At 65.2% G+C, this 18405-nt stretch carries 16 protein-coding genes; 7 read left to right on the top strand and 9 right to left on the bottom strand.

Annotated features, from left to right (window positions below; genetic code table 11):
* Positions 1 to 36 precede the first annotated feature (36 nt).
* The gene (locus tag K7W03_RS10485) at positions 37 to 1242 is read right to left on the bottom strand and encodes a serine hydrolase domain-containing protein (RefSeq protein ID WP_222886262.1); all 1206 of its coding nucleotides are present in this window, start codon (positions 1240 to 1242) and stop codon (positions 37 to 39) included.
* Positions 1243 to 1478: 236 nt separating this feature from the next.
* Between K7W03_RS10485 and K7W03_RS10480 the strand changes: the two genes are divergently transcribed.
* The 4 genes from K7W03_RS10480 (at position 1479) to K7W03_RS10465 (ending at position 8722) form a co-directional block, all read left to right on the top strand.
* Positions 1479 to 1991, top strand: coding sequence for an RNA polymerase sigma factor (locus tag K7W03_RS10480; RefSeq protein ID WP_044662047.1), 513 nt, complete (start codon positions 1479 to 1481; stop codon positions 1989 to 1991).
* 55 nt (positions 1992 to 2046) lie between these two features.
* Positions 2047 to 2979, top strand: a complete 933-nt coding sequence (locus K7W03_RS10475) for a FecR family protein (protein ID WP_222886288.1) — start codon at positions 2047 to 2049, stop codon at positions 2977 to 2979.
* Positions 2963 to 5410, top strand: coding sequence for a TonB-dependent receptor domain-containing protein (locus K7W03_RS10470; RefSeq protein ID WP_222886261.1), 2448 nt, complete (start codon positions 2963 to 2965; stop codon positions 5408 to 5410). The genes K7W03_RS10475 and K7W03_RS10470 overlap by 17 nt, the downstream gene beginning before the upstream one ends.
* Positions 5411 to 5512: 102 nt before the next feature.
* Positions 5513 to 8722, top strand: coding sequence for an autotransporter domain-containing protein (locus tag K7W03_RS10465; protein WP_222886260.1), 3210 nt, complete (start codon positions 5513 to 5515; stop codon positions 8720 to 8722).
* Positions 8723 to 8871: 149 nt separating this feature from the next.
* Here the strand turns inward: K7W03_RS10465 and K7W03_RS10460 are convergent, their stop codons facing one another.
* The 7 genes from K7W03_RS10460 to gatC form a co-directional block, all read right to left on the bottom strand.
* On the bottom strand, positions 8872 to 9492 hold the full coding sequence (locus K7W03_RS10460) for a hypothetical protein (protein WP_222886259.1): 621 nt from the start codon (positions 9490 to 9492) through the stop codon (positions 8872 to 8874).
* 8 nt (positions 9493 to 9500) lie between these two features.
* Complete coding sequence (locus K7W03_RS10455; RefSeq protein WP_208759588.1) at positions 9501 to 10661, bottom strand: M48 family metallopeptidase; 1161 nt, start codon at positions 10659 to 10661, stop codon at positions 9501 to 9503.
* Positions 10658 to 11401, bottom strand: a complete 744-nt coding sequence (locus tag K7W03_RS10450; RefSeq protein ID WP_025548071.1) for a hypothetical protein — start codon at positions 11399 to 11401, stop codon at positions 10658 to 10660. Before K7W03_RS10450 ends, K7W03_RS10455 begins: the two co-directional genes overlap by 4 nt.
* A 130-nt stretch (positions 11402 to 11531) precedes the next feature.
* Complete coding sequence (gene gatB / locus K7W03_RS10445) at positions 11532 to 13034, bottom strand: Asp-tRNA(Asn)/Glu-tRNA(Gln) amidotransferase subunit GatB (RefSeq protein ID WP_222886258.1); 1503 nt, start codon at positions 13032 to 13034, stop codon at positions 11532 to 11534.
* 1 nt (position 13035) lies between these two features.
* A complete protein-coding gene (locus K7W03_RS10440; protein ID WP_222886257.1) occupies positions 13036 to 13362 on the bottom strand; it encodes a hypothetical protein in 327 nt (108 codons plus the stop codon).
* Between the two features lies 1 nt (position 13363).
* Positions 13364 to 14848, bottom strand: a complete 1485-nt coding sequence (gatA, locus tag K7W03_RS10435) for an Asp-tRNA(Asn)/Glu-tRNA(Gln) amidotransferase subunit GatA (protein ID WP_222886256.1) — start codon at positions 14846 to 14848, stop codon at positions 13364 to 13366.
* Between the two features lie 103 nt (positions 14849 to 14951).
* Positions 14952 to 15239 carry an Asp-tRNA(Asn)/Glu-tRNA(Gln) amidotransferase subunit GatC gene (gene gatC, locus K7W03_RS10430; protein ID WP_025548067.1) on the bottom strand — a complete coding sequence of 96 codons (288 nt, stop codon included), beginning with the start codon at positions 15237 to 15239 and terminating at the stop codon, positions 14952 to 14954.
* A 114-nt stretch (positions 15240 to 15353) separates the two neighbouring features.
* Between gatC and K7W03_RS10425 the strand changes: the two genes are divergently transcribed.
* Both K7W03_RS10425 and ruvX read left to right on the top strand, forming a co-directional pair.
* Positions 15354 to 16472 carry a DUF3089 domain-containing protein gene (locus tag K7W03_RS10425; protein WP_025548065.1) on the top strand — a complete coding sequence of 373 codons (1119 nt, stop codon included), beginning with the start codon at positions 15354 to 15356 and terminating at the stop codon, positions 16470 to 16472.
* A 2-nt stretch (positions 16473 to 16474) separates the two neighbouring features.
* Positions 16475 to 16945, top strand: a complete 471-nt coding sequence (ruvX, locus tag K7W03_RS10420; protein ID WP_044662040.1) for a Holliday junction resolvase RuvX — start codon at positions 16475 to 16477, stop codon at positions 16943 to 16945.
* Between the two features lie 7 nt (positions 16946 to 16952).
* Here the strand turns inward: ruvX and K7W03_RS10415 are convergent, their stop codons facing one another.
* Positions 16953 to 17354 carry a MerR family transcriptional regulator gene (locus K7W03_RS10415; protein WP_044662039.1) on the bottom strand — a complete coding sequence of 134 codons (402 nt, stop codon included), beginning with the start codon at positions 17352 to 17354 and terminating at the stop codon, positions 16953 to 16955.
* 70 nt (positions 17355 to 17424) lie between these two features.
* On the opposite strand from K7W03_RS10415, the gene K7W03_RS10410 reads away from it, so the two are divergent.
* Entirely contained in the window at positions 17425 to 18186 is a 762-nt protein-coding gene (locus K7W03_RS10410; protein ID WP_226870036.1) for a MauE/DoxX family redox-associated membrane protein, read from the top strand.
* The last annotated feature ends 219 nt before the right edge of the window (positions 18187 to 18405 follow it).

Raw genomic sequence — 18405 nt, 5'->3', positions numbered from 1 at the left:
CGAGGCTCGCCAACAGCAAATTTTGCAGCGCAGCAATTAATCGGCGCGGCTTTCGATGATGGCATGGCGAACACCCTGCCTCAACTCGCGACGGACCGGATGGATGCTTGAGGGAAAATGCTGGGTCATGAAAATGCCGATCAGCCGCTCCACCGGATCGATGAAGAAGAATGTCGAGAACACGCCGCCCCAATAATATTCCTGCGTCCGGAGATCGGTCGCGAAGCCGAGGCCGAAGCCCACGCCCGCATAATCCGCCTCGCTGAACATGGAGGAGGACAGGCTGGCGAGATCGCCCCCGCCCGGCAGATGATTGGCATGCATCGCCGCGACCGTTTCCGGCTTCAGCAGCCGCACGCCGTCCAGTTCGCCGCCGCGCAGCAACATGCGGGCGAAGCGATGATAATCCGCCGTGCAGGAGATGAGGCCCCCGCCCCCCGAACGCAGCTTGAGCGGCCGGCGCCACCCGCTGCGTTCGCCCCGGTCGTAGAGCGACAGCGTGCCGTCCTGCGCCCATTGCCAGGCGTCCGTCATCCGCCCGGCGCGATCCTCCGGCAGTTCGAAGAATGTGTCCGGCATGCCCAGCGGATCGAAGATGCGCTCGCGGAAAAATCGCTCCAGGTCGAGGCCGCTCAGCCGCTCCACCACGACGCCCAGCACATCGGTGGACACCGAATAATTCCACCGCTCACCCGGCGAGAACTCCAGCGGCAGCGCGGCCAGCGCGGCGATGAATTCGTCGGAACTGCGTTTCTGCTGGAACTCGTCGAGGCCGAGTTCACGGTAGCGCGCGTCGATGGCCGTCTGCCGCTGCAAACCATAAGTGAGGCCGGATGTGTGCCGCAGCAGGTCGATCATCAGCATCGGGCGGCGCATCCGACCCTCCCCATCGGCCCCGACGGCGAGATCGGCGAATTCCGGCAATATCTTCGTCACCGGATCGTCCAGCGCCACCAGCCCCTGCTCCACCAGCATCATGAAGGCGACCGAGGTCACCGGCTTGGTCATGGAGGCGATGCGGTAAAGGGCGTTATCCCCAAGCGGCTCGCCGGTCGCGCGTGCGGCACCGCTGCGGACCGAGACGATGGGTCGTTCGTCACGCGACAGGAGCCATTGCATATGGGGCAGCTTGCCCGGGACGACATAGCGTTCATGAACGAAGGCGGCCTGCGCCTGCAATTTCCCGGCATCCATGCCGGATGCCCGCGCCGCCTCCACATCCACCTGCCCGATAAGCTGCATCGATCCTCCTGCCGGCCTGCCCGCTGCCCCTAGAGCAATTTCACCATGAGGGAAAATGCTCTTGTCTTTCGATGCCGCATTTTCCGAGCCGCCGACCTCAAACGGTCAATCCGGAAATGCTCCCGATCAGGCATGGCCGGAGGTAAATGGCAATATCCCATGGGCCGCTTGCCCGTTGCAACGCCTTCATCGGCCCATTATGGCAACCGCCTGATCCCACTGGACGCAAGCTCTTCATGGCTACCGGCCTATCCGCCATCTTCCTGAACAACCGGCCCGCCCTGCTGCGGTTCCTGCGCGCGCGCGGCGCGGGCGACGAGTCCGAGGATCTGTTGCAGGACATGTGGATGAAGCTGGAGGAGAAGGATCTGGGGCCGATCGCCGATCCCCTGCCCTATCTCTACCGCATGGCGAACAACCTGATGCTGGACCGCTATCGTTCCGCCACCCGCCGCGAACGGCGCGAGCAGGATTGGGCGGAGGGCGCGGGCGGCGTGATGGCCGACCCGTCGGAGGACATCGCCGTGGACGAACGGCTGATCCTGAACGAACGGCTGGAGGAGGCGCGCGCCGTGCTGCAATCCCTGGGGCCGCGTGTCGAGCTGGTGTTCCGCCGCTTCCGCCTGGAGGGCGTCGGGCAAAGGCTGATCGCGGAGGAACTGGGCGTCAGCCTCACCACCGTGGAGAAGGATCTGCAAAAGGCCTATCGCGCCATGATCGCCCTCAAGCAGAAAATGGATACGGAATGAGGAAGGCGGCGGCGTCTGGCTCAGATGAGGGGCTGACATGAACAGGGCTGAAGCCATGATGAACGAGGAGGCGCTCGGATGGGTCATCCGCACGCGCGATCCCGAATTTGCCGATTGGGAGGCCTTCACCGCATGGCTGGAGGCCGATCCCGTGCATGCGCCCGCCTATGATGCATTGATGGCGGCGGATGCCGATCTGGCAGAGATCGTTCCGGCGGAGCCGGTGACCATGGCGGCTCCGGCCAATGATGCGGGCGAGCGCGGCTGGCGCTGGTCCCGATCGCTGATCGGTGGCGGGGCGGTGGCGGCGGCGCTGGTGGCGGCCATATCGGTCGGCATGTGGAACCGCAGCGACATCTACACCGTCACGACCCGACCCGGCGAAACCCGCACCATCGCGCTGGACGAGGGCACCCGCGTCGAACTGAACGGCGGCACGACCATGCGCTTCGACCGGCATGACGCGCGCTTCGCGGCGCTCGACAGCGGCGAGGCCGCCTTCACCGTCCAGCATGACGCCGCCAATCCCTTCCGCGTCACAGTGGGCGACGCGCTGTTCGAGGATGCGGGCACCGTCTTCAATATCGTCCGCGCCGGCAATGCGACCCGCATCGGCGTGTCGGAGGGCGAGGTCATCTACAATCCGAAGGCGGAAGCCATCGCCCTGCCCGCCGGCCGCGCGCTGATGGAGGATGAGAACGGCCTGCGCGTCATGGACGTCGCCACCGACGCCGTCGCAAGCTGGCGTCAGGGCCGCCTCACCTATGCGAACGCCCCGGTGACGCAGATCAGCGCCGACATCGCCCGCTCACTGGGCGTCCGGCTCACCGCCACCCCCGGCGCGGGGACGATGCGCTTCACCGGGACGATCCGCCTGCACCGCGACCCGGCGCGCTTCTTTGGCCAGGCAGCGCCGCTGATGGGCCTCAGCGCCGTCAGGCAGGGCGACGGCTGGCTGTTGAGGGAGGGGGATGGCCCGCCACGCTGACGTCCTGTTCGTCGCCGCCCTCGCCATGATGGCCGCTTCGCCTGGGCAAGCGGCGGAAAGACAGCAGATCAGCATCGCCCCCGGACGGCTGGGCGAGGCGGTGATAGCGCTCGGCCGGCAGACCGGGGCCAGCATCGGCATGTCGGACCAGTCGCTGGCGGGCGTGGCCACTCCCGCCGTGGAGGGACGCCTGTCGGTGGAAGCGGCGCTCAAGCGGCTGGTCAAGGGCAGCGGCGCCAGCATCCGGCGTATCGACGCGACCACCTGGCGGATCGTCCGGACGCCGGCGGTGTTGCGTGAGCAGCCCCGCGCCCGCATCGCCCAACCCGCTCCGCAAGCCACGCCCGAACCGGCCGAGATCATCGTCACCGCATCCAAGCGCGACACCCCGCTTCCCCGCTATGCCGGGATGGTCGATGCGGTGGGCGACGACGCCTTCACCGCCGGGGAGGCGGCCGGAGGCACCGCCAGCCTGATCTTCCGCGTGGCGAGCCTCAGCTCCACCCATGCGGGCACGGGCCGCAACAAGCTGTTCATCCGCGCCATCGCGGACTCCGGCGTTGCCGGACCGACCCAGGCGACGACGGGACAATATCTGGGCGACATGCGCCTCAACTACGCCGCGCCGGACCCGGACCTCCGGCTCTACGACATGCAGGGCGTGGAGGTGCTGGAAGGGCCGCAAGGCACGCTATATGGCGCGGGATCGCTGGGCGGCATCGTGCGCATGATCCCCAATGCGCCCAACCTGGTGCGCGCCGGCGGGCAGGTCTCCGCCGGGCTCAGCGCGACGCAGCATGGCGATCCGGGCGGCGACCTGGCCGCGACGATCAACCTGCCGGTCGTGACGGAGAAGATCGCGCTGCGCATCGTCGGCTATGGCGTGCAGGACGGCGGCTATATCGACGATGTCCTGCGCGACAGGCATGACGTCAACCGCATCCGCACCTATGGCGGCCGCGCCGCGCTCCGTTTCGCGCCGGACGAGAACTGGACCATCGACCTCACCGGGGTCTTCCAGCGGATCGAGGGCGACGATGCGCAATATGCCGCGAAGGCGATAGGCGACCTCAAGCGCGCCTCCGCCGTCGCCCAGCCCTATTCGTCCGACTATGCGCTCGCCAATCTGCGGGTGGAGCGGCAATGGGACGATCTGCGCTTCGTCTCCTCCACCGGCTTCGTGCGCAACATATTGACGGAAAGCTATGATGCGACGCCTTATGAGATGGCCGGGGCGGACGCGCCCGCCGCCCTGTTCCGGCAAAGGAACAAGGTCGACATCTTCTCGACCGAAAACCGCATCGTCCGCGACCTGGACAATGGCCTGGGCTGGATATTGGGCGCATCCTATCTGGAAAGCACGTCGGATATTCAGCGTTCGCTGACCTCCTATGGAACGGCCCTGATGCAGCCGCAGGTCATTCCCGGCGTGCCGATGTACGGGCGGGGCATGGCCGCGACCTCGACCGGCGTGCACAACCGCATCCGCGAGGCGACGCTCTTCGGCGAAGCGTCGTTCGAACCCATGCGCGGCCTGATCGCCACGGTGGGCGGCCGACTGACCAACAGCCGCCTGACCGGCGAGGTGCTGGACCCCATCGCCCTCTTGTCCCTTGCCGCCATCGCACGCGCGGAGGCGCAGGCGAACCGGAGCGAGACGATCTTCCTCCCCTCCTTCTCCCTGCTGACCGACGCCTTGCCCGGGACGACCGTCTATGCCCGGTTCCAGCAGGGTTTCCGTCCCGGCGGGCTGGCTGTCGACGACCAGCATATCCAGCGGTTCCGCAACGACCGCGCCTCCACGGTGGAACTGGGCTTCCGCAGGGGCATTCCGGGCATCGATCCGGTCGCGGTCACGGGCAATGTCGCCTATACCAGATGGCGGGACATCCAGGCCGACGTCACCGACCGGATCGGCATTCCCACCACCGCCAATATCGGGGACGGGCGCATCTATACGGTGGAGGGGCGCGTCGCCGTGCGCCCCGCGTCGGGGCTGACGCTGGACGGCAGCATCATCTACAATGACAGCCGCCTCAGCCGCCCGGCGCAATTCCTGCGCCTGCTCTCCTATGAGGGGCAGTCTTTGAGCCTGCCCAATGTCGCCAATTGGGGCGGCCGCGTCGGCTTCGACTATCGCGCGCCGGTGGGAGGGGACATGCGGCTCCAACTCAGCGGATCGGCCCGCTATGTCGGCAAGTCGCGCCTGGGCGTGGGGCCGATATTGGGCCGGGAACAGGGCGACTATGTGGACACGGCGCTCAGCGCGGCGCTGACCCATGGGACGGTGCAATGGTCGCTTTCCCTCACCAACCTGCTCGACAGCAGCGGCAACCGCTTCTCGCTGGGCACGCCCTTCGACCTTAGCGGGGATTATGTGACGCCGCTGCGTCCGCGCACTGTCCGGCTCGGCCTGGATTTCGCCTTCTGATCCTGCATCGCATTATTTTTAACTGACGGGACAGGCGTTCCCGCGCCGTCTTCGCCGCATGCGCGCTCATCGGAAAGAGGCGCGGCACGCAGAGGAGACATCATGCGCAATCTACTGGCCTGCACGGCCATCGCTCCCGTTCTGGCCGCCCTGACGGTGGCCGATGCGGCGGCGGAAACCACCATCGGTTCTTCCACCACCACCGCCGTCCGCACCTCCACCATCGCCAATGGCGGCGCGGATGACGTCACGGTCAGTTCCGCAGGATCGATCACGCTGACCGGCGGCACCGCCATCACCCAGGACAGCAACAACAAGGTCAGCAATGCCGGCACGCTCAAGATTTCCGGCGCGGACGGCGCGACCGGCATTCGCGCGGCGGCGGGCACCAGCGGCAACATCACCCATAGCGGCACGATCACGCTGGACGAGGACTATACCCCCACCGACGACGACAAGGACGGCGACCTAGACGGCCCCTTCGCCAAGGGTTCGAACCGCAACGGCATCTGGGTCCAGCCGGGCGCGGCGCATATGGGCAATATCGACAGCAGCGGCACCATCACCATCCAAGGCAATCAGTCCGCCGGCATCCGCATCGACGCGCCGCTGACCGGCAATCTGTCGACCAGCGGCTCCACCAGCGTGGTGGGCGACAATGGCTATGGCGTGCTGGCCAATGCGGTCACCGGCAATGTCACCATCCGCGGAACGACAACCGTCACGGGCGCCAACAGCACCGGCCTTGCCCTGCAAGGGGACGTGACCGGAGCGGTCAAGATCCAGGGCACGATCACCAGCACCGGTTATCGTTATACTTCGCGTCCGAGCGACGCTTCCAAGCTGGATGCGGACGATCTGCTCCAGGGCGGATCGGCCGTGACGATCGCCGGCAATGTCACGGGCGGCGTCATCTTCGACATTCCACCGACGCTGGACAGCACCAAGCCGGATGTCGACAATGACGGGCTGACCGACGCCAGCGAAGGGTCCGCCGCGATCATCACCTATGGCTCCGCCGCTGCCGTGCGGATCGGTTCGGCCACGGCGGCCACGACCATCGGTCCGGTGGCTGCGGACAGTTCGGGCTACGGCCTGATCGTCAAGGGATCGATTGCCGGATATGGCGTCTATGACGGCGTCAGCGCCAGCGGCCTCGCCATTGGCGGGCTCGGCGGCAATGTCACCCTGACCAAGGGCCTGCTGGTGTCGGGATCGGTCGGCGCCATATCCTATGACAGCAATGCGACGGCCATTCGCCTGGGCAGCGGCGCCACGGCCGACACCCTCCAGATCGGCGGGGCGGTGAGCGCGACCGGCTCCAGCGTCGCCGGCACGTCGGCCCGCGCGCTGGTGATCGACGCAGGCGCGACGGGCCGCGCCATCGTGAACAGCGGCGCCATTTCCGCCACGGCGCTCAGCAGCAAGGATGGCGCTGCCATCGCCATCCTCGATTCTTCCGGCACGGTGTCGTCCCTGTCCAACACCGGCACCATCTCTGCGACTGGAGGCAAGAGCGGATCGAACGTCGCCATCGATATGACCGCCAACGGCAGCGGCGTCGCCCTGACCCAGTCGCTTGCCTCCGCCACGGCAAGCGTGCCGAAGATCACGGGCGACGTGCGGCTGGGATCGGGCAATGACGTCGTGACGATCTCCGCCGGCAGCATCGCGGGCAATGTCGACCTGGGCGGCGGCAGCAACCGCCTGGCGCTGTCCGGCTCCTCCACCCTGACGGGTAATGTGGCGCTGGGCGGGAACGGTTCCAGCCTTGGCCTGGCGGAAAGCGCGCAGATCAATGGCGGCGTGGATTTCGGCGGCGGCGCCTCGACGCTGACCCTTTCCGGCACCGCCACGCTCAACGGCGCGATCAGCAATGCCGGCAATACCGCCGTCGTGATGAATGGCGGCACCCTCAACGCCGGCAACAAGGGCACGGTCGCGCTCGCCTCGCTGTCAGTCGGCGGGTCCTCCGTCATCGGCGTGACGGTCGACACGGCCAACGGCACCAACACGCTCTACAATGTCGCGGGGGCCGCAAGCTTCGCCAGCGGATCGCAGGTCAAGGCGACCCTGACCAGCGTGGCCGGTTCGGAGGGCGATTATGTCATCGTCCGCGCCGGATCGTTGAGCGGCACGCCCGCCCTCTCCAGCACGACGCTGATCCCCTATATGTTCAAGGGCGCCATCGCCAGCAACGCCGCGACGGGGGAAGTGACGCTGTCGATCGCGGCCAAGACCGTATCCGAACTCGGCCTGACGGGATCGCAGGCGCGGGCCTATGACGCGATCTTCAACGCGCTGGACAAGGACAGCGCCGTTGCGGGCAGCTATCTTGCCATCACCGACGGCGACACGCTGAAGGCCAATCTGCAACAGATGCTGCCCGACCATGCCGGCGGCACGTTCGAGGCGGTGACCGCCGGTTCGCGCGCGACCGCCCGCATCCTTGGCGATCCGGGCGGCATCTACCGCACGGCTGACGGGCGTCTGGGCTTCTGGCTGCAACAGGTGGCGTTCGGCAGTTCCAAGAGCGTGGGCGACACCGCATCCTACGACATCAACGGCTGGGGGGCGAGCTTCGGCGCGGAATATCTGACGGGGATCGGCGCCCTGGGCGCATCCTTCGCCTATATCCATGGCAGCGACTCTTCGGGCAGCACCGACAATGCGGTGGATTCCGACCAGTTCGAACTGGCGGCGCACTGGCGGGGCGATTTCGGCCCGCTCCAGACCTATGCCCGCTTGTCGGCGGCCCATGTGGATTTCCGGGGCAGCCGCCATTTCGAATCCGGGGACGTCGTGCGCACGGCGGATGGCGACTGGTCGGGCAAGCTTTACTCCGCAACGGCGGGCGGCTCCTATGAGATGCGCTTCAACCGCTTCACCCTGCGTCCGGCGGCCAGCATCGATTATTACCGCCTGAAGGAAGACGGCTATGGCGAGACGGGCGGCGGCGCTGCCTTTGACCTGATCGTCGACGGCCGCACCAGCGACGAATTGACCGCCAGCGGCAATGTCACGGTCGGTTACGACTTCGGCAGCCTCAATCGGGAGGATGGCTGGATGCGGTTCGAGCTGGAGGGAGGACGGCGCCAGATCATCGGCGGATCACTGGGCGACACCACCGCCCATTTCGCCGGTGGCGAGGACTTCACCCTGATCTCGGACAAGCGCACCAGCGGGTGGACCGGCCGCGCCCGGCTGATCGGCGGCACCGAAACTTTCCGCGTCGGCGGCGAATTCGGGGCGGAGGAACAACAAAATCATGTCGCCCTCTCCCTCCGGGCGACGGTTAACTTCATCCTGTGACGTCCTAGCAGTGAATTGGCGGGCCACACCCCACAGACCCTCCCGGCCCGCCGATCCGCCATGACATGAGCCGGTTCCCAACGGTGTCATGGCTGTAAAGGAAGGGGCGCTGCCTTCCCCCGGCAGCGCCCCTTTTCGCTATCCCCCCGTCAGCGCCGCGCAAGAGCGGGAGGGGTTTCGAGGCGGGCCGAGGACCATATCTGCCGAAAGGCTGGAACGTCCCGATCGAAATAGAGAATGGCCGGCGCATCGAACGTCACCAGGTACAGCCTGCCCTTGACGATGGCGCCCACCGCTTCGCCGCTGCGCGACACATCCTCCATCTGCTTTCGGAAACTGTAGGAAAAGCGCACGCCCTTTTCGCCCAGAAATGTCGCAGGCTCGATGGCGGTCATCGAAAAGAGCGTCGTCCCAAGCGCGATGCGATAACTATTTTCCAGCAGCGCAGGAATATCGGTCAGCAACATGGTCGAGGAAAAGCGCGGCAACGGCCTGGTCTTCCTGCTCACCTCCCGAAACAAGGTCCGCCCGGTTTCGATACTGTAGAAATTGACGCCGTTCAGATCGTCACCGTCCAGCGTCCATGTCTCCGAATTGCGGCCGCGACGGGCGGACAGGCGGTTCCACTCCCGGTCCGGCGTGACGGTCAAGGTCGATTTGGCCACGGCAACGGGCGTCCCCGCCGGCATCAGGGCATTGCCGGCCATCAGCGGCTGCGCCGCCAGAACCGTGCAGATCACGGCCAGAAAAGATGAAATTCGTTTCGCCATGAGAAATCCTATTCGCCGGTCATCGTCTGGAGCATGGGAATATCGGCCGCCTGGGGACGCAGCCGGATGTAATTCTTGAGCGCATCCGCGCCTTCGGTCCGCTGACGGTTACGCATCAGGCACAGACCCAATCCGCGCCAGCCCTCCGCCAGGCCGGGGTCGGCCGCGAGCGCCGATCGGTAGAAATCGGCCGCCGCCGCCAGATCGCGCGGATTGCCGCGCTGGCGGTACAGTTCGGCCCGCGCGAACAGCAGGGGCGCGGTCCAATGCTCCCCCGCCAGCGACGACAACAGATATTCCGTACCGCCGAAATCGTTGAGCTTCATCTGGTCGGACAGAAAATCCGGCAGCCATTTGGCAAGCGCCGCCGAATAGCTTTCCGCGCCCTCCGGCTTGGCCGCGACATCGGCGGACAGGGCCGCGAGATAGGTCGCGCGATCGAGATTGGTCGGATGGGTGGAGAAGAAGGCGACACGATCATAGCGTTGGCTGCGCTGTTTGCGCCCCAGCGCGGTCGCATCCGCCTCATCCATGAGCCGCTGCCAGACATGCGCCGCCGCCTGCGCCGAATAGGGGGACTGGATCGCATATTTGAGCGAGAGCAGGTCGGCCTGTTTTTCCTGATCGCGGCTGAACTGGAAGAATGAGCCGACCGCCGCCTGCTGCACGGTCGCGCCATATTGACCCAGAAAGGCCGCCCAGGCGGCGATGTCGGTCGCTGAACGTTGCCTCCGGAAGCCTGAAAGGCTGTGTCGCAGTTCGAAATGAGCGAACTCATGGCCGAGTACCGCCGCCAGTTCCGCCTCGCTTCGAACCCGCAGCAGGAGCCCGCTCCAGACCTGCATCGTGCCGTTGGGGGCCATATTGGCGTTGAAGGATGCGACCCGGACCAGATAGATGCGCACGCCCCGACATCGGTCCTGACCCACAGCCCGGCACAGGACGCCAGCCACATAGGCCTGCAGGGCCGGGTCGTCGATGAGGAATTTGGAGTCGCGCAGTTCCCGCTCATCCTCATCGGCCAGCATCCACAGGCCACGCTCGTCCGTCCCTTGCGGCTGATAGGCCTGGCTGTAGGGCGGAAGATCGGCGGGCCCGCGGGCCGCCACCGCCGCCACCGGCAGAGTCAAGGCCAGCAGCGCCATTGCCCGCAGCAACGCGCCCGTCATTGGGCGGCAGCAGCAAGGCTGGGGGTGCTGCCGGGGAAATCCTCCAGCAACTGCGTTACGCGGCGGCGGGCGCCCTCCATGGTCCGGACATCGCCGCCCATCTGCAGGTCCGCATTGAGCCAGAGCAGGTCCCCGCTGGCAAGGTCCACCAGACCTGCAAAGCCCTTATGCTGGCCGGAGGTGATGCCGACGCCGCCCATGGCCGCGAACAGCTGGAAAATCTTCCGCCCGGTCGATCCGAACTGGTCTTCCGTAAAGATGAACAGCCCATAGCGCGCGCCCGAGCGGGCAGCGAGCGCGGATACGCCGGGCCCCAGCGTCCAGTCGAACGCCGCGCCTTCGCGCTTCTTCGTTGGCAATCGATTGCCGGGAAAGAACTGAAATTCGATCACCGATTGCGCGACGATGCCGAAGAGCGACTGATATTCGGCCAAGCTTTCGGCCTGCTGTCCCACAGGATCGGCCGAACCGACAATCTCATTGCCCAGACGCTGCTGCGCTTCCGCCAGGGCCAGATCCAGATTGTCCCGCGCCTGTTGCGTCCAGTCGGCATTGGGTTCGAACATGCCCGCGGTCGACTGGCTCCCAACGGTAACCCTGGGCCTGAACAACAGGATTTTGGTCGAATTCGGATCGAGCAGGAAGCCCTGCCGCACGGCGGACTTTTCCTGCGCCATGACGGCCGGCGACAGGCAGCCGAGCAAAAGGCACAAAATGGCGTGGCCGAACGCAAATCGCATGATGTTCCCCCTGCACACAGCCAAGTCCCCCGACTCATGGCGGCTGTTGCTCAAGGGCTTAGCAAAGAGAACATCTTAGGTACAGATCGAACGATGCCTGCCGGAACAGACATCGTTCATAATGGACCAATCAGGCCAGCGCCTTCCTGATCAACTCATTCACCACCTGCGGATTGGCCTTGCCCTGCATGGCCTTCATCGTCTGACCGACGAAGAAGCCGAACAGCGCCTCCTTGCCCGCCTTATACTGTTCGACCTTGTCCGCATTGTCGGCCAGCACCTTGGCGACCGCGGCCTCGATGGCGCCGGTGTCGCTGGTCTGCTTCAGCCCCTTTTCCTCAACGATCCTGGGCGCGCTGTCGCCGGTTTCGAGCATGATCTCGAACACCTGCTTGGCGATGGTGCCGCTGATCGTGCCGTCGGCAATGAGGGCCAGCAGTTCCGCGCCCTCTTCCGGGCTGACGGGGCTTTCCTCCAGCGTCTTGCCCAGGCGGTTGAGCGCGCCGTAAAGCTCCGACAGCAGCCAGTTGGCGGACGCCTTTGCGACCTCGCCCTCGCTCTTCTTCTGGATGCGCGCGCCTTCGGCCAGCAGCGCCTCGAACCAGCGCGCCGTGTCGGCGTCAGCGGTCAGCGTCGCGGCATTATAGGCGGAAAGACCCAGCGCCTGCTCGTAGCGCTGGCGCTTGGCGTCAGGCAATTCAGGCAGCGACTGGCGGCATTCCTCCAGGAAGGCATCGTCCAGTTCCAGCGGCAGCAGGTCGGGATCGGGGAAATAGCGATAGTCATGCGCGTCTTCCTTCGACCGCATGGAGCGCGTTTCATTCTTGTCCGGGTCGTAGAGCCGGGTTTCCTGCACCACCTTGCCGCCGGCCTCCAGCACGTCCACCTGACGGCTGGCCTCATGTTCCACCACGGCCATGACGAAGCGGACGGAATTGACATTCTTCGTTTCGGTGCGAGTGCCGAAGGGTTCGCCCGGCTTGCGGACCGAGACGTTGACGTCCGCGCGCATCGAGCCCTGATCCATATTGCCGTCGCAGGACCCCACATAGCGCAGGATCGTCCGCAGCTTCGACAGATAGGCGCCAGCCTCGGCAGGCGAGCGCATGTCCGGCTTCGACACGATTTCCATCAGCGCCACGCCCGAACGGTTCAGGTCGACATAGGACCGCGTCGGATGCTGGTCGTGCATCAGCTTGCCCGCGTCCTGCTCGACATGGATGCGCTCGATGCCGATCGTCTTGACCTGCGCATCGGGGTTCTTCTCGTCCAGGCTGATCTCGATCGCGCCCTCGCCCACCAGCGGGTGGTAGAGCTGGCTGATCTGGTAGCCCTGCGGCAGGTCCGCGTAGAAATAGTTCTTCCGGTCGAAACGCGACCATTTGTTGATTTGCGCCTTGATCGCCATGCCGGTGCGCACCGCCTGGCGGATGCACTCGCGGTTGGGCACGGGCAGCATGCCGGGCATGGCCGCGTCGACCAGGCTCACCTGCGTGTTCGGCTCCGCGCCGAAAGCGGTGGCCGCGCCGGAAAAGAGCTTCGCCTGGCTCGTCACCTGCGCATGGACTTCCAGGCCGATCACGACCTCCCACTCGCCGGTTGCGCCCTGAATGCGATAGGTAGATTCAGTCATATTATCGTTCCAAGTGCCCAAGCGTGTCGTGTATTTCCGCGCTCAGAAAGTTTGCATCCGGTCCGCTCACTGGGAAGTGCTGGAACATCCGCTTGATGTACTCTTTCCGATCAGGAAACTTTCTCAGTTCGTTGATGATCGCGCCAGTTTCGAATCCATACTTGTTGGGTTCACCTAACCTTGTCGTTAAAGCGAGGAATTTTTCGAACTGCTCATATTCTTGCTTTCGATGCTCATTCCTTACGTGCTGCGTGGCTGACCAAGCTATAGCTGTCAGCGGCAGAACAAGACCTAACCACGCAATGACCTGATCCCAGGTATATACCATCTTACCACCACTTGTCCGGCCGCGCCGCAAAGCCCGCGCGCTCCTCGATCGCGAGGCCCGCGTTCAGCACGGTCTGCTCGTCCAGCGCCTTGCCGATGATCTGAAGCCCCAGCGGCAGACCTTGCGCGTCCAGCCCGCCCGGCACCGCCATCGCGGGCAGGCCAGCCAGCGACGCAGGCACAGTGAAGACGTCGTTCAGATACATGGCCAGCGGATCGGCCTGCTTCTCCCCCAGCGCGAAGGAGGCGCTCGGCGCGGTCGGCGTCAGCAGCAGGTCGCATTTCTCGAAGGCCTGGTCGAAATCGCGGGCGATCAGCGCCCGGACCTTCTGCGCCTGCGTATAATAGGCGTCGTAGAAGCCAGCCGACAGCACATAGGTGCCGATCATGATGCGGCGCTTGACCTCCGGCCCGAAACCGGCGGCGCGGGTCGCGGCATACATGTCCTGCAGGCCCGCCCCATCGGGCAGGTCGCGCTGGCCGTAGCGCACGCCGTCATAGCGGGCGAGGTTCGAGGACGCCTCGGCCGGCGCGATGATATAATAGGTCGGCAGCGCATATTTCGTATGCGGCAGCGACACTTCGACAACCTCGGCGCCCGCATCCTTCAGCCATTCGATGCCGCGATCCCACAGCGCCGCAATTTCAGCGTTCAAGCCATCGGGGCGATACTCCTTGGGAATGCCGACCTTCTTGCCCTTGAGATCGCTCGATAGATTGGCTTCCCACTGCGGCACGGCCAGATCGAGCGACGTCGAATCCTTGGGATCGAAGCCCGCCATGCTTTCCAGCAGGATGGCATTGTCGCGCACCGTCCGCGCCATCGGCCCGGCCTGATCCAACGAAGAAGCGAAGGCGACGATGCCCCAGCGGGAGCAGCGGCCATAAGTCGGCTTGATGCCGGAAATGCCGGTGAAGGCAGCAGGCTGGCGGATCGAGCCGCCCGTATCGGTGCCGGTCGCCGCCGGGCAGAGCCGCGCCGAAATCGCCGCCGAAGAACCGCCCGAGGAACCGCCGGGCGCCAGCGCGGCATTGTCGCCGCCGCCCCGCCGCCAGGGCGAGATCACATTGCCGTAATAGCTGGTCTCGTTCGAAGACCCCATGGCGAACTGGTCGAGGTTGAGCTTGCCGAGCATGCCCGCGCCCGCTTCCCACAGCTTCTGCGAAACTGTGGATTCATAGGTGGGCTTGAAGCCTTCGAGCATGTGGCTCGCGGCGGTCGTCTGCACGCCTTCGGTGCAGAACAGGTCCTTCATGCCGATCGGCACGCCCGAAAGCGGCTTCAACGCCTCGCCCGCAGCCCTCGCCCTGTCGGCGGCGTCGGCGGCTTCCAGCGCCTTTTCCGGCGTTTCCACGATGAAGGCGTTCAGCGCCTTGGCGGCGGCGACATTGGCATTGAACGCCGCCGCCACTTCACGCGCCGAAAAGTCGCCCGCGCGGAAGCCGTCGCGGATTTCCGCGACCGTCAGATCAGTAAGGTTGGTCATACCCAAATTTCCGTTCGCCCTGAGCCTGTCGAAGGGCCGCACTTCTCTTCAAGAAAGGACTGGGCTTCGACAAGCTCAGCCCGAACGGGTGAAAGATTCCCACTCATTCGATAACTTTGGGAACCGCGAAGAAGCCATGTTCGGCCTGCGGGGCATTGGCCAGCACCTTGTCGCGAACATTGCCGTCGGTGACGACATCGTCGCGCAGGCGCAGATGATTGGGGATGACAGCGGTCATCGGCTCCACGCCGGTCACGTCCACCTCGCCCAATTGCTCCACCCAGCCCAGGATGTTGTTGAGTTCGGGCACCATCGCCTCCGCTTCGGCGTCGGTCACCGAAATGCGCGAAAGGCTGGCGATCTTTTTCACGGTCTGAAGGTCTATCGACATGGCCCCGCCGCTACCACCCGGCCACGCCCGCTTCAAGTCCCGATCCTCCGAGACCTTGCGCACGCTCGCGGCTTACGCCAGACAGAAACAGTCCATCACTAGGGAGAGCAATCCTTGGCCCGCAAGTTCCTCTATGTCGTAACCGGCCTGATCGTGCTGGTGATCGCGGCATTGCTGGCCTATCGCATCTGGGGGATGCAGATGATCCGTGCGGTCATGGTCCCTCGGGAAGCCTTCGCGCAAATCGAACCGCTCCCCGCCAACGCCTATGACGATCCGAAGATGTGGATCGCCCGGCCCGATATCGTGAAGGACAATCCCGCCCTCTGGACTCCCGAAGGCGTGAAGGACGCGCCGTCGGCGGAAAAGGCGACGGTCTTCTTCATTCACCCGACCTCCTACATCACCACGCTGGGCGACGCGCATTGGAACATGCGGCTGGATGACCAGGAATCCCTCGCCACCGCGCGGCGCTTCGTGCAGAATCAGGCGAGCGCCTTCAACGCGGCGGGTTCCGTCTGGGCGCCCCGTTACCGCCAGGCCAATTACGGGGCGTTCCTGACCGACAAGCCGGCTGGCGAGCAATCCCTCGCCGCAGCCTATCGCGATGTTGCGCAAGCCTTTGCCGCATTCCTGAAAGCCAATCCCGAAGGTCCGCTGATCCTCGCGGCCCATAGCCAGGGGTCGCTCCATCTGCTCAAACTGTTGCGGGAGCAGGTCGCCGGCAAGCCGGTCGCCGACCGCATCGCCGCCGTCTATGCCGTGGGCTGGCCGATTTCGGTAGAGGCCGACCTGCCCGCGCTTGGACTTCCCGCCTGCGCGCGGCGGCAGCAGTCGCATTGCATCGTAAGCTGGCAAAGCTATGCCGAACCAGCCGATCCGTCGGCGGTGATCGAAAATTTCGAACGCAAGCCGAGCTTCACCGGCAGGCCGCACAAGGGCACGCACATGCTCTGCACCAATCCCATCACCGGCGCCTTCAACGGGGCCGCGCCCGCCAGCGCCAATCGCGGCACGCTGGATGCGCGGGATGCCGACAAGCCGACCCGGCTGGTTCCCGGCATCGTCCCCGCCCGCTGCGACACCAGCGGCGTGCTGATGATCGGCGAGCCGGTGGACATGGGGCCCTTCACCTTGCCGGGCAATAATTATCACGTCTATGACTATGCGCTGTTCTGGGCCGATGTGCGCGAGGATGCGAAACAGCGGCTGGCCGCCTTTCTGAAGAAATAGACATGTCCATTCTTACCGCCGACCGCGCGGTTTTCCGCGAAGCCCTGCCCCATGGCGGCCGCCTGATCGGGCTGGACGTGGGCACCAAGACGATCGGCCTTGCGCTGTGCGATGCGGGATGGTCGATCGCCAGCCCGGCCCATACCGTCAGCCGCGGCAAGTTCACCAAGGACAAGGTCGCGCTGGCGGCGTTCATGGAACAGCAATTGGTGAAGGGCGTGGTGATCGGCCTGCCGCTCAACCTGGACGGCAGCGAATCCCCGCGCAGCCAGGCAAGCCGCGCCTTCGCCCGGAACATCGCCGACCTCGGCCTGCCGATCCTGCTGTGGGACGAGCGCTGGTCGACGCAGGCGGTGACGCGGACGCTGCTGGAGGCGGATGCCAGCCGCGCGCGGCGGGGTGAACTGGTGGACAAGCTCGCCGCGAGTTACATCCTGCAGGGCGCGATCGACGGGCTGATGGCCGGCTTCTGAGAACCCCCTACTCCTCAAAGGCGGAGATGATCGGGCAAGGGCCTTCCTGCGAGGCATGGCATGCGCTGGCAAGTCGCCGCAGGCTGTCCCGTGCCGTCTCCAGTTCCGCGATCTTCAGGTCCAGCGCCGCCAGCCGCTCCGCCGCCAGTTCACGCGCCCGCGCGCGGTCTTGTCCCGCATCCAGCCGCAGCAACTCCCCGATCTGGTCCAGCGTGAATCCGGCCGCCTGCGCCGAACGGATGAACCTCAGACGCCGTGCATCCTCCTCGCCATAGCGCCGCACGCCGCCCGCAAGACCGGCGCCTTCCGGCCGGTCGGGCGTATCCAGCAGGCCGCGCCGCTGATAGAAGCGTATGGTCTCGACGCCGACGCCGCCCGCGCGCGCCAGACCGGAAATCGTCATCGTCATGCTTGACTCCGGACCGTGGTACGGACCCCATATGGGGTGCGAAGCGAACCTCTCAAGAGAAAGCGATGCGATGACAACAGTGGCCGCCTCCACCCAAATTCCGGGCAAAGCCGTCCTTTACCGCATGGTGATGCCTGGCCACATCTGCCCCTTCGGACTCAAGGCCAGATGGCTGCTGAAGCGCAAGGGTTATGAGGTCGAGGATCACTGGCTTACCAGCCGCGAAGAAACCGACGCCTTCAAGGCGGCGCACAATGTCGGAACGACGCCGCAGATCTTCATCGACGGGCAAAGGATCGGCGGCCATGACGATCTTCGCCACCTTTTCGGCCTGACGGTCGCCGATCCGCAGGCGAAAAGCTACAGGCCGGTCCTCGCCGTCTTCGCGGTCGCGGCCCTGCTTGCCCTGGCGACCAACTGGCTGACGGAGATGCCGCTCATCGGCATCATGACGGCGGAACGCTTCATCGCGATCTCCATGATGCTGCTCGCCATGCTGAAATTGCAGGATGTGGACCGCTTTGCGACCATGTTCCTGAACTACGACCTGCTCGCCCGCCGTCTTGTCCCTTATGGATATGTCTATCCCTTCCTTGAACTCGGTGCAGGCGTGCTGATGCTGGCGGGTGCGCTCGAATGGCTGTCGATCCCCGTGGCGCTCTTCATCGGCGGGATCGGTGCGGTTTCGGTTTTCAAGGCCGTCTATCTCGAAAAGCGCGAACTCAAATGCGCCTGCGTCGGCGGCAGCGGCAACGTGCCGCTCGGTTTCGTCTCCCTGACGGAGAATGTCATGATGGTCGCCATGGCGCTGTGGATGCTGGCCGCGCATTGACCGAAATCGGCTGGAGCGCGCCGCGTCGGGTCGGACGCCGGTCGCGCGCTCCAGATTTCTGATGCCGCAGCCTTTCAGGCAGAAACCGGTTCCCACCCTTCGCCAGATGCTGGACAGGCTTTTCCGCACGATGCTCTAGGCCGTAGTGACATTTTAGGGATTCACGACGGTTTGGATTTGTGATTCAAGGCTGGCTTTTGGAGGCTGGCGTGGAAGGCG

It is taken from the genome of Sphingobium sp. PNB (assembly GCF_019873065.1).
Classification (GTDB): Bacteria; Pseudomonadota; Alphaproteobacteria; order Sphingomonadales; family Sphingomonadaceae; genus Sphingobium; species Sphingobium fuliginis.
This window is presented reverse-complemented; position numbering and strand designations above follow the sequence as displayed.